Source organism: Sphingobium sp. L-44, from assembly GCF_056859495.1.
Map to the genome: position 1 here is coordinate 11,987 of NZ_JBSXOQ010000093.1, position 11,970 is coordinate 23,956.

The window sequence follows — 11,970 nt, forward strand, 5'->3', positions numbered from 1 at the left end:
TCCGGAAACATTGTGCTGTATTTACAGTATATTGCCTGGAAATTATTGTGCCGGGCCATGGATGCCCGTGCGCCGGCACGGGGGCTGGTCGATCTTCGGACGGCCGTTTCGACAGGGATTTGCATAATGAAATCGACGATGGTCCGATCGAGCATCGCGCTGCTTGCCATGGGCGCAGCTGCGCAGGTGGCAGTCAAGGCGCAGGATCTCAGCAGTTCGCGCCAGTCGGTGGGGCAGCCGAGCAAGGACCGGGTCGTCATCGGCCTGGGCGCGGCGGTGACGCCGGTCTATCAGGGCGCCGACGATTATCGCGTGCTGCCGCTGCCGGCGATCGACATTGTCGAGGGGCGCTTCTTTGCCAATTTCCGCAATGGCGTCGGCCTCAACCTGGTCGATGAGCGGGCGCTGACCATCGGTGCGGGCGTCACGCCGATGCCCGGCTATCGGCGGCGCGACGTGCCCACGGGCGTCGATCGGCTGTCCTGGGGCGTGGGCGGGCGCGTGTTCGCCAATCTGACCGGCGGCGGCGTGGTGGCGACGCTGGGGGCGACGCAGGGCATTACCGGCAGCACCGGCGGCTTCATTGCTGACGCCAGCCTCTCCTATCCGGTCATCCTCAATCCGAAGGTCATCATCACCCCCTCTATCGCCACCAGCTTTGCCGACGGCAAGCATATGGACGGCTATTTCGGGGTGAATGCGCGCGAGGCGGCAGCATCCGGGCTGGACCAATATCGCGGCAAGGCAGGGTTCAAGGATGTCTCGGCGCTGCTCAACATCGTCTATCGGCTCGACAGTCGCTGGAGCGTGACCGGATCGGTCGGGGCGACCAGCCTGCTCGGCCGGGTCAAGGACAGCCCGCTGGTCGAGCATGCGACGCGGCCGACCGGCTTTCTGGCGCTCGCCTACCGGTTCTGAACCAGGCGATCGGCGGCGGGTTTAGCTGCCGACCGTCAGTTCCTCATAGCAGGCCTGCGCCTCGGGCGCGGGGCCGCGCCGGGTGGGCAGCTGGATCACGCGGACGACGCGGACGCCGGCGGCGTGGGGAAAGGTGATGAGGTCGCCGGCGCGCACTGGCGCATGGGACCGGTCGATGCGCCGGCCGTTGAGGCGAATATGGCCGTCCTCGGCCAGCTTCTGCGCGGTCGATCGGCTTTTCGACAGGCGCGCGAACCACAGATATTTATCGATGCGCAGGGACGGGCCGACGCCCGTCCCCGGCATTGTCATGGCCCCCTTGGGGTCAGCCATTGCGCCCCAGCAGTTCGGCCAGGCCGGCGAAGGCATGGTTGCTGGTGGCGGCCTTGTGGCTGGCGGGGGTAGCGCGCGGCGCGCGATTATCGTCGCGGTCGCCACCCTTGCGCGGGCCGCGATCGCCGCCCTTGCCGCCACGGTTTTCACCGCGAGTGTCGCCCTTGCCGGCAAACTTGCCTTCGGGGCGCTGCTGCTGGTCGCGGCGGGGACCGCGCGGGCCACGATCGCCCTGCGGGCGGCCCTTCTGCCGGCCCTTGAACACCCAGTTGGCGCCGGTGGCGGCCACGGGCGCTTCGGCCGGGGTTTCGGTTGCCGCTTCGGCAGGCGTCTCCGCGTCCGCTTCGACGGGGGCCTCGGCAACGGCTTCCGCTGCGGCTTCAGGCGCAGCGTGGGTTGCATCGACCACGTCCGTGCCTGCCACGGCGGGCGCGGCTTCGGCCGGCGCCTCGGCGACGGGCGCCGGGGTCGGCACCGGATCGATCGGGCGGAATCCGGCGGCGCGCATCAGCTGCAGGAACGCCTCTTCGCTGAGGCCCAGCGACACGATCTGCGGGCTGAGCGCGCTGAACGGCTCGTTCTTCGCGATCGTTTCATGCGCGGTGCGGGCCATGCGCTCGGCCATGTCGATGCGCAGCATCTGCGGACCGAAGCTGCGGAAGCCGGCGATGCGGGCGCCCATTTCCTGCACCTTGTCGCCGGTCGGGATCAGGGTCAGGCCCGGCTGGGGCAGCGGCAGGCAGGGCTTGCCGATGCGCGCCGCCTGCAGCGCCGCACGCCAGCGCGCCGCGCCCGGCTTCAACAGGCCGGGGTGATAGAGGTCGAGCACGCCGATATTGATGCCGGCGCGGCGCAGCAGATGGCGCTGATCCTTGTCGAGATGGCCGAGCGCCGAATCTAGGTCGAGTCGCGGCGCGACGCCACCGGCATCGGCCAGCTGCGCGAAGACCGCGCGGACGACGGCGGGCACGGCCGGATCGGCAGCGCTTTCGCTCATCTTGACCAGCGGCAGCAGATGCTTCTGCTTCTGCGCCTCGAACCAGGTCGCCAGACGGGTGGTCACCTGCTTCTGCACATCCGGGCCCAGCGCGGCGAGCGCGCGATCGAGCCGGATTTCAGGCGCGAGCAGGCCTGCGCCCGCCATCAGCGTTGCGACCGGGGTTCCCTGCCAGGCGATGCCCGGCGTCTGTCCCGCATCGTCCATGAGCGCGAAATCCGTATCCGCAGCGCTCATCAATTCGTCAGCCTTCACTCGTAATACCTTTCCAAGGCGCCTTTCCGCCGCCGCCAGCAACAGCTTTCTGTCCTGGAGTCGCGTAGCGGGATCGACTGAGAAACGAAATCCGTCAAGTCGCCCGATCGTCTCGCCATCGACGCAGACCGTCCCATCCGGGTCGACCGTGACCGGCAGATTGCTCGCATTCTGTCCGATGTCCCTTAGCAGAACTGAGGTGCGTCGGTCCACGAAACGCTGCGTCAGGGCCGCATGCAGCGCATCGGACAGTTTTTCTTCAAGTGTCCGAGTGCGTTCCGCCATCTCCACCGGATTGGCGAGCCAGTCGGGGCGATGGGCGATATAGGACCAGGTGCGCGCGGCGGCGATCCGGCCCGATAATGTGTCGATATCGCCCTGGACCGAATCGAGGCGGGCAATCTGCTGGGCGAACCAGTCGCGCGGGATATGGCCGCCAAAGCCGGAGCCATTGCCGGCGATGAAGCGCCAGATGCGCGCCACGGTGCGGGCATGATGCTCCGCGCCCAGCTTCTGGAAATCGGGCAGGCCACAGGCGGCCCAGAGCCGTTCGACATCGCGCTTGGAGCGGACACGGGCTTGGACCTCCGGATCTTCGGCCATGCGGTGCAGCACGGCCAGGTCGACCGCCTGCGGCGCTGCACGCAGTTCCGGGCGATCGGGCCGGGCCTCCAGATCGATGATGAGATGATCGATGCTGTCGGTGCGCGGTGCGCCGTCGCGCCAGAAAAGCTGGTCGACGGACGGAAAGCGATGCGCCTCGATCGCCTCTATCTCTTCCGGCGTGAAGGCGGCATCGCCATCCTCTGACCCCAGGCTGCCGAAGGTGCCGTCCTTGTGATGGCGCCCGGCGCGGCCGGCGATCTGGGCCATTTCGGCGACCGTCAGGCGGCGCGAACGGCGACCGTCAAACTTGCGCAGCGAGGCGAAGGCGACATGGGCGACGTCGAGGTTGAGGCCCATGCCGATCGCGTCGGTTGCGACCAGATAATCGACGTCGCCATTGAGGAACATCTGTACCTGGGCGTTGCGGGTGCGGGGCGAGAGCGCGCCCATCACCACCGCCGCACCGCCCCGGAAGCGGCGCAGCATTTCCGCCACGGCATAGACTTCCTCGGCCGAGAAGGCGACGATGGCGGAGCGGCGCGGCAGGCGCGACAGCTTCTTGGCGCCAGCATAGGAGAGCGTGGAGAAGCGCGGCCGGCCGATGATCTCGACCTCCGGGACCAGGCTCTTGACCGTCTTCGCGATGCTGGCGGAGCCCAGGATCATCGTTTCTTCGCGGCCGCGGGCGCGAAGGATGCGGTCGGTGAAGATATGGCCGCGCTCGGGATCGGCGCCCAGTTGCGCCTCATCCAGCGCGACAAAGGCGAAATCGCTGAGGCCGCCGGTCATCGCGGCGGCTTCCCTGCCGCCACTGATGGGCATGGATTCGGCGGTGCAGAGGAAATAGCGCGCGCCCGGCGGCACGATCTTTTCCTCGCCGGTGATGAGGGCGACCTGCTGCGCGCCCTTGATCGCGACGACGCGGTCATAGACTTCGCGCGCCAGCAGGCGCAGCGGAAAGCCCATCATGCCGCTCGAATGGCCGCACATGCGCTCGACGGCGAGATGGGTCTTGCCGGTATTGGTGGGGCCCAGCACAGCGGTGACGGGCGAACGGGCGAACTGGGCCATGATGGGGCCTATGTCGTGCAGGATGGCGGGCAGGGCAAGGACTTTGCGCGATCGGGCCGATGTTCCGTTGGTTAACGGGACTCTGCCCGGCCATGGGCACGTTTCGTCGCAGCGGCGCGGGTCATGGCGGCGTCTTAAATTGACTTTAACCCTGCGCGTTCACAAGGGTGCGGTCCGACGCATGGCGCGGGGACCATTGCGTTGGCGATGCGATAAAAAGCACCCCGGGGGTTGCGGCTTTTGTTCCAGGATAATCAGTCGGGTTTTCAGCAGGGTGGCGCGTCCATGTCGCTATGGCTGGCGGACAGCCTGCAGCGACCGGCGGCGCCGCGCGACTGGCGCACGCGCCTGCGCGACTGGGCGGAGGACGTCAATCTGGTCCCGGACCTGGGGCAGAATGTCGGCAGCCTTACCTGGTTCCGCGGCCTTGCCACCTGTTTTGGCCTGTGCGCCACCGCCCTCTATCTCTCGCCCGGTTTCCAGCCGGTGCCCGGCGCGCCCGAACCCCTGCTGACGCCAGCCCAATATGACGAGGTGCGCAGCCAGATGATCACGCCGCTGGCGCTGGGCGCGGACAGTGGCCGGCGGATGGGCGCGACCGATGCGGTGCAACCGCTCAAGGAAACGCCCGAGCGCCCGCAGATCGAACTCAATGCCCAGATCGGCAGCAGCGACACGCTGGCCCGCGCCTTGTCGCGTGCCGGGGTCAGCAGCGGCGATGTCGCGACTGTGACCAGCATGGTCGGCGGCGATATCGGCGCGGGGGTGAAGCCGGGCACCCGGCTCGACATCATCCTGGGCCGTCGTGCCAGCCGCACATCGCCCCGGCCGCTCGACAAGCTCAATTTCCGCGCGCGGCTCGACCTGGCGGTCGAACTCAACCGGGTCGGCGGCGTGCTGCAGGTGACGCGCGTGCCCATTCGCGTCGACAACACCCCGCTGCGCATCCAGGGCGTGGTCGGCGACAGCATCTATCGTTCGGCCCGCGCCGCCGGCGCGCCGCCCAAGGCGGTGCAGGCCTTCCTGCGGGTGATCGCCAAGCAGGTCGATCTGGGATCGATCGGCGCAGGCGACCGCTATGACATCATCACCGAATATCATCGCGCCGAAACCGGCGATGTCGAGGTGGGCGAGCTGCTCTATGCCGGTTTCCGCCGGGCGCGGGGCAAGGCGGTCGACATGCTGAAATGGACCAGCGAGGGCCGCACCGAATGGTTCGAGGCATCGGGCGTGGGCGAAAAACGCGGCGTGCTGGGCGCGCCGGTTGACGGCGCTCGCATGACGTCGGGCTTCGGGATGCGCCGCCATCCGATCCTGGGCTATACCCGCATGCATGCCGGCATCGATTTCGGCGCACGCTACGGATCGCCCATCTATGCCGTGACCGACGGCGTGATCGCCTTTGCCGGCCGCCATGGTGGCCATGGCAATTATGTCCGTGTTTCCCATGGCGGGGGCCTCGCCACCGGCTATGCCCATATGAGCCGGATCGCGGCGGTGCCGGGCCAGCGGGTGCGGCGCGGCCAGGTGATCGGCTATGTCGGCTCCAGCGGCCTGTCGACCGGTCCGCATCTTCATTATGAGCTGTATCGCAATGGGCAGGTGATCAATCCGCTGTCGGTGAAGTTCACCACGACGGCGCAGCTGACCGGCAGCAATCTGGCCGCCTTCCGCACGCGCCTTGCCCAGCTCAAGGGGCTGAAGGTCGGCACGCATGAGGTGGCGGCGGCCGCGCCGACCGTTGGCGCACCGGCTGCTGCGGGGAAATAAGCGGCTTTGCGGCGCTGGCTCGCTCGGCTAACGAGCGGGCATGACATCCTCCGATCCCGCCACCATCACCGCGATCCTGCTGGCAGGCGCGCGGCCGATCGCCGATCCGCTCGCCACCGCTGCTGGCGTGCCGGTCAAGCCGCTGGTGCCGGTCGCGGGGGAACCGATGATCAACCGCCCGGCGCGCGCCTTGCTCGCCCATCCGGCGATCGGCCAGCTGGTGGTGCTGACGCAGAATCCCGAATATTTTGTCGATGATCCGGCCACCGCCTGGCTGGCCAGCGATCCGCGCGTGCGGTTCGAGCGCGGCGGCAAGGGCATTGCCTCCTCTCTGCTGGAACTGATGGAGAAGGCGGACCTGCCTTTCCCGCTGCTGATGACGACGGCCGACCATGTGCTGCTCGACGCGGCGATGCTGGACCAGTTCGTGGCGGAGGCGACGGGCGCCGACATCGCCGTCGCAATGGTCGAAAAGGCGACCCTGCTGGCCCATTATCCGCAGTCGCGCCGCACCTGGCTCAAGTTCCGCGATGGCTGGTGGTCGGGCGCGAACATCTTCTGGTTCGGCAGCGCCAAAGCGCGCCCGGTGATCGCGCTGTGGCAGGATGTCGAGCAGGACCGGAAGAAGGGGTGGAAGATCCTGTCCGCCTTTGGTCCGCTGGCACTGGTCGGCGCGCTGCTGCGCATACTGACCCTGCGCGGCGGCATTGCGCGGGTGGGGCGGCGGTTCGGCCTGACTGCGCGGCTGGTGGCGATGGACCAGGCGGAAGCCTGCATCGACGCCGACAAGCCCGACGACATCGTGCTGATCGAATCCATCCTTGCACGCTGAAGCATAGGGCAGCCCGTATCGGGTTATTCCCGATGCCGCGCGTCTTGGCCGCATGCTAGAAGCAATCGGACCCGGCAGACGGGCCCGATGAAGGGAGCACCCGCATGCGCAAGATTCTGCCCCTGGCGACTTTGTTGCCCGCCACCCTCGTCCTGATGGCACAGACAGCGCCCGAAGCGGCGCCCCCACCGCCGGCGCCGACGCCGGTCACTCCGGTCAGCGGCGATTCCCGCGACGTGTCGGTCGCGGCCTGCCTGAACGAAGCCAAGGCCCAGGGCGCGAAGAAGGGGGTGATCGACGTCACCCTGCGCGAGGTCGAGGATACCGACAAGAAAAGCGACAGCCGCGGCGCCGTGCGCGCGCTGGTCAATGTCGCGATCGACAAGGACGGCAAGCAGAAGACGGTCAAGAAGACGTTCAAGTGCAGCACCCAGAATGGGGTGGTAACCGCCTTCAAATATTATTGAATTTCCCTAGCCCGGTCTCATCAGGCTGAACCGGGCGCGGCACCAGTGCGTCGTTCCTCTCCCCCCTCGATCCAGGGATGGCGCGCTGGTGTCGCTCAGTTGGCGTCGGGCTCCGGCGGCAGCGTATCGCGCAGCGCCAGCGCATGGCGGGTGGCAAGTCCCATCATCAGGAAACCGGCGATCGAGGCGACGATATTGGCGATCGCCGCGCCGATCGTGCCGTTCATCGGCAGCAGCACCGCCTGCATCCCCAGCAGCAGCAGGGTGGAGGCAAAGGTGATGCGCAGCGACAGGCCGGCCCGGTCGGTCGCCATCAGCAGCGGGCGATAGCTGACCCCGACCAGGTCGATACAGGCCGACACGCCCAGCAGCATGAGCAGCGGATAGGCGGGCAGGAATTCCTTGCCCGCGATCAGGCCCAGCAGCGGATGGCCGATGGTCAGGATCAGCGCGATGATGATGGCGCCGGCGATCAGCGCCAGCCGGTTGGTGCGGCGGAACAGGGACCGCAGCGCATCCACGCCATGGCTGGACTGGGTGCGCGACAATTCGACGAAGATGCTGCGCGAGAGCAGGCTGGAAATCTTGGTCAGCGACTGGGCGAGCTGGTTGGCAAGGCGATAGAGGCCCGCGCCCACCGGCCCGACGAACAGGCCGACGACCAGAACCGCCACCTGCTGTCCCATGGCGGACAGGCTGGTCTGCAGGTTGGTGGCGGTCAGGAAGCCGACGATGCCGGGATTTTCGTGGCGCGCATCAAGCGCTCGGCCGGCGGTCCAGTTGCCGAGCCGTCCCTTGCCTTCGCGCAGGGCGAGATACCAATAGGCCGCCGCGCACAGCAGTTCGGCGGCGCCCCAGGCGATCAGGAAGCCGGTGATGCCGGGCATCAGGGCGAGGGCCAGGCCCGCGCCGATCATCCGCCCGATCGGGATCATGGTTTCGGCGACGGCGGCCGAATCGAACCGGTCGAACAGGCGCAATATGCCGGTGGGGGAGGAGCGGATGGTGATCATCATCACCATGCAGAACAGCCAGGCCTGAAGCCCCATGCCCGGCCCCAGCTGCAGCTGGTTGCCGAAGGCCAGGATGATGATCGCGGCGATCAGGCCGCCGGCCACGGCCGAGGCGAGATCGATCAGGATGCAGAAGCGCAGCACCCGGTTGAGCGCATTGCCGTTGCCGTCGGCCAGATGCGGCTGGCCATAGCGCACGACGATCTGCCAGCTGTCGAACGACACCAACGTCTTGATGACGTTGGCGGCGCTCAGCACCAGCGCGAAGCGGCCGAAATCGGCGACGCCCAGCGTGCGCGTGACGATGGCGAGATAGGCAAGGCTCAGCACCGCGCCCACGCCCTTGCCGCCCAGCAACCAGCCGGTATTGGCCAGGATACGGGCAAAGCCATCCTGTGCGCTGCTACCCTTTGCGCGCTTCAACTTCACCGGAACAGGAGCCTTTCGCGTGACACGCCGTTTGTTGCTGGCGGGCGTCTATCTAGGGAAGGGCGGTGCATTGCGCAAATGCGTCCTTCTCTTCCCTGCGCTGCGAAATCGCTCTAAAGCGCGGGCATGACCATCAAGAAAGCCATCATCCTCTCCGCCGGCCAGGGTTCGCGCCTGCTGCGGCTGACCCGTGACGTGCCCAAGTGCATGATCGACTTCAACGGCCGCACCCTGATCAGCTGGCAGATCGCCGCGCTGGTCGCAAATGGCGTGACCGACATCGTCGTCGTCACCGGCTTCCGCACCGAGCGGGTCGAGGATCATGCGCTGCAGCTTTATCGCGAGACCGGCGCGCGCATCCGCACGCTGTTCAATCCCTTCTTCCAGGTCGCCGACAATCTGGGCAGTTGCTGGATCGCGCGTGAGGAGATGGACCAGGACTTCATCATCCTGAACGGCGACACCATCGTGTCGGACGAGATCGTGGCGAAGCTGGTCACGGGCGCGAAGGACGCGATCACCGTCACCGTCGATGTGAAGCCCGACGGCGACTATGACGATGACGACATGAAGGTGAACCGGGACGAGACCGGTCGCCTGCACCATATCGGCAAGCGGCTGCTGCCGCCCGACACCAATGCCGAATCGATCGGCATGCTGGCGTTCGTGGGCGAAGGGCCGGCGATCTTCCGCAACCAGGTCGACCAGATGATGCGCACGCCCGAAGGCGTTGCCCGCTGGTATCTGCGCGCGATCGACATCATCGCCAAGGGCAACCGGGTCGGCACCGTGTCGATCGAGGGGCTGGAATGGCAAGAAGTCGATTTCCCGCAGGATGTCGATGCCGCAAACGCGCTGACCGAGAAATGGGTGGAAGAAGGGCGTTACGGGGCATGAGCGCCTAAAAGGCTTCCCCGATCCCGAAATAGAAGGCGGCGCCGTCCTTGCCCCAGGCGATGTCGGCCCGCAGATTCACATTGGCCTCCTTCGAGGCGAGATAGCGCAGGCCGAAACCGCCGGCCGGCAGCATCTTGGTGTGTTTCCAGATATCCTTGCCGCTGCGCGCAATGCCGCCGATGCCGCCGAAGGCGACCATGCCGATCTTGCCGAACAGATGCTGGCGCACCTCGCCCTGCAGCGCCCAGCTGGCCCGGTCGCGATAGCGGCCGGTCTCATAGCCGCGCAGGTCGCCATTCTGGCCATAGAGGCACAGGTCATAATAGGGCGCGCCGTCCGACGCCTCGCACAGCGTCTTGCGCACCACCAGCACGGTCTCGCGCCCCAGCGGGAAATAGCCATTGCCCGCAATCTGCAACTTGTGATGGGAGAAGTCGCTGCCCAGCCAGTCGGCGCCATAGGTCAGCGAACCGGTGGTGTAGACGCCCTTGCGCGGATCGACCGGATTGTTGCGGCTGTCGAAGGTGAAGGAGGGGCCGAGCATGGCAATCTGGCTGTGCCGCTCGATCGCGGGCGGCGTCAGGTTCGGATGATTGGGCAGCGGCAGCGAAACGCGGGCGTTCATGTCGAGATAATAGAGGCGCGCGCCGAAGGAGAGGTGGCGCAGGAAGCCCTTGCTGAAGATCTGATATTGGGTGTCGACCATGGCGGCAAAGGCCTTGTCGCGCAGCTTGATCGACAGGTTCGACGCGCCGGCATTGGCACCGATGCCGTAGAAGCGCAGATTGGCGACGCCATAGCCGGTCCAGCCCTGGAAGCGCAGCCGGTCGTCGGCCAGCGTCATATTGTGCGACGCGCCCAGGCCCCAGCTATCGGTCCTGGTGTAGCCGCCGCCAAAGCCGCTGACCCAGGGGCGGGACGATCCGTTGGGATTATAATAGAGCACCGCCGCACCGGCGAGGCCGGTGCCCATCGCCGGATTGGACAGCGGGATCGGCGCGATCACCAGGTCCGGCTTGGTGCTGGGCGGGGGCGGGGCGGCATCGGGCGCGGGTTCCGGTTTGCCGGCCTGCACGCTTTGCGCCTGATCCATGATCTCGCGCGATGGCGTATTCTGGGCGGCGGCGGGGAGGGCCATGCCCAGGCACATCATCAGGCTTGGCCCGGCCAGCGCGTGTCGCACGCCATGTCTCCCTGTCATATCGGACCAGCCTAGAGGAAGGCAGGGGCGGCGCCATCGGGGGAAATGTGCAGGCAAAAGGGGGAAATTACCCAGAAGCCAGGCGAGTGCCTTTCCCGCATATTGTCTGCCCGGCCGAAGGAGCGGGGCGCGGGGCCGGGGGACAGGGGATGATGGCGATGCGAGGAGTGACGCTGCTATCGGTCATGACGCTGGGCGTGGCGGGCCATGCCCGCGCAGAAGAAGTGCCGCCCGTCCCGATCATTACCCAGGTCGCGACCAGCGCCGATCCCGTCAGCGGGACGGCCGACACGCCGATGCCCGTTGCGCCCGCAGAAGGGGCGGCGGAGCCCCCGCCCGAGCGCAGGACATATCCGCTGCTGCCGATCGGCGGGCGGGCGGCGATCGAGCGCGGCTATCATATCCAGCGCGCGCTGGGCGCCAGCGGCATGCTGATCCACAATGTCCAGCATATGAACAGCCGGAACCTGGCAGTCGCCATTGCCAAGGGCGAGGATCCGCCCGAGGGCGCGTCGCTGCTACAGGTGCCCTTCGTCACCACGACGGAGATGGAAAGCCGGACCAGCAACACCGAATTCAAGGCGGATGTCTGGCTGTTTCCCTTCCTCAACCTGTTCGCCGGAATCGGCAAGGTGAAGGGGCATGTCGATGTCGGCGTCGACATCGACCTCGATGCCTTCGTGCCCTTCCCCTTCTGTCGCCCGGCCAAGCCCTGCGGTCATAGCCAGCTGCCCTTCAAGGCGGATGTCGACAACACCTCCTTCACCTTCGGCAGTATCCTGGGTTATGGCAGCAACAGCTGGTTTGCCGCCCTGTCCCTCGCCAAGACGATCAGCGTGGCGAAGAAGGACCGGTCCGACATGCGGATGACCAACATCGCGGCACGGGCCGGCCCGCGCGTCTCGCTGGGCGGTGACACGATCCTGACACCCTATGTCGGCGCCAATTATTTCGACATGGATGTCACCGTGTCGGGGTTGGTGCGCAGCGGCCCGTTGTTCGACGACGGCGATGGTGTCGGCCTGCGCTACAAGGTCGATCTGTCCAGCCGCCGCCCTTGGGCCGGCATCGCCGGCGCCAATCTGGAACTGTCCAGCCATTGGGCGATGCAGGCCGAATATAATCTGGGGCAGGAATCCAACCGCTTCGTGCTGAGCCTGACCTTTCGGCCCTGATCAGCC

The 11,970-nt window shown here is 66.9% G+C and carries 10 protein-coding genes; 6 read left to right on the forward strand and 4 right to left on the reverse strand.

Annotation, left to right across the window (positions count from 1 at the left end; genetic code table 11):
• The first annotated feature begins 126 nt into the window (after window positions 1–126).
• Window positions 127–918, forward strand: a complete 792-nt coding sequence (locus AC13EK_RS12940) for a MipA/OmpV family protein (protein WP_069337762.1) — start codon at window positions 127–129, stop codon at window positions 916–918.
• Window positions 919–939: 21 nt separating this feature from the next.
• On the opposite strand, the gene AC13EK_RS12945 is transcribed toward AC13EK_RS12940, so the two are convergent.
• Both AC13EK_RS12945 and AC13EK_RS12950 read right to left on the reverse strand, forming a co-directional pair.
• Window positions 940–1,224, reverse strand: coding sequence for an RNA-binding S4 domain-containing protein (locus tag AC13EK_RS12945; RefSeq protein WP_010337495.1), 285 nt, complete (start codon window positions 1,222–1,224; stop codon window positions 940–942).
• 19 nt (window positions 1,225–1,243) lie between these two features.
• Complete coding sequence (locus AC13EK_RS12950) at window positions 1,244–4,180, reverse strand: helicase-related protein (RefSeq protein ID WP_483022231.1); 2,937 nt, start codon at window positions 4,178–4,180, stop codon at window positions 1,244–1,246.
• 240 nt (window positions 4,181–4,420) lie between these two features.
• Here AC13EK_RS12950 and AC13EK_RS12955 point away from each other — a divergent pair, with 240 nt between their 5' ends.
• From AC13EK_RS12955 to AC13EK_RS12965, 3 genes are all read left to right on the forward strand, one after another.
• On the forward strand, window positions 4,421–5,950 hold the full coding sequence (locus AC13EK_RS12955; RefSeq protein ID WP_479681385.1) for a peptidoglycan DD-metalloendopeptidase family protein: 1,530 nt from the start codon (window positions 4,421–4,423) through the stop codon (window positions 5,948–5,950).
• Window positions 5,951–5,990: 40 nt separating this feature from the next.
• The gene (locus AC13EK_RS12960; RefSeq protein WP_069337760.1) at window positions 5,991–6,782 is read left to right on the forward strand and encodes a nucleotidyltransferase family protein; all 792 of its coding nucleotides are present in this window, start codon (window positions 5,991–5,993) and stop codon (window positions 6,780–6,782) included.
• A gap of 104 nt (window positions 6,783–6,886) precedes the next feature.
• A complete protein-coding gene (locus AC13EK_RS12965; RefSeq protein ID WP_069337759.1) occupies window positions 6,887–7,249 on the forward strand; it encodes a hypothetical protein in 363 nt (120 codons plus the stop codon).
• A gap of 95 nt (window positions 7,250–7,344) precedes the next feature.
• Here AC13EK_RS12965 and AC13EK_RS12970 read toward each other — a convergent pair whose 3' ends face one another.
• Window positions 7,345–8,691 (reverse strand): lipopolysaccharide biosynthesis protein, encoded by a 1,347-nt coding sequence (locus AC13EK_RS12970; protein WP_277788125.1) that lies wholly within the window; start codon window positions 8,689–8,691, stop codon window positions 7,345–7,347.
• A 126-nt stretch (window positions 8,692–8,817) separates the two neighbouring features.
• Between AC13EK_RS12970 and AC13EK_RS12975 the strand changes: the two genes are divergently transcribed.
• Complete coding sequence (locus AC13EK_RS12975) at window positions 8,818–9,588, forward strand: phosphocholine cytidylyltransferase family protein (RefSeq protein WP_483022232.1); 771 nt, start codon at window positions 8,818–8,820, stop codon at window positions 9,586–9,588.
• Window positions 9,589–9,592: 4 nt separating this feature from the next.
• On the opposite strand, the gene AC13EK_RS12980 is transcribed toward AC13EK_RS12975, so the two are convergent.
• The gene (locus AC13EK_RS12980) at window positions 9,593–10,771 is read right to left on the reverse strand and encodes a BamA/TamA family outer membrane protein (protein WP_483022233.1); all 1,179 of its coding nucleotides are present in this window, start codon (window positions 10,769–10,771) and stop codon (window positions 9,593–9,595) included.
• 167 nt (window positions 10,772–10,938) lie between these two features.
• Between AC13EK_RS12980 and AC13EK_RS12985 the strand changes: the two genes are divergently transcribed.
• On the forward strand, window positions 10,939–11,964 hold the full coding sequence (locus tag AC13EK_RS12985; RefSeq protein ID WP_069336813.1) for an outer membrane beta-barrel protein: 1,026 nt from the start codon (window positions 10,939–10,941) through the stop codon (window positions 11,962–11,964).
• Window positions 11,965–11,970: the final 6 nt, after the last annotated feature.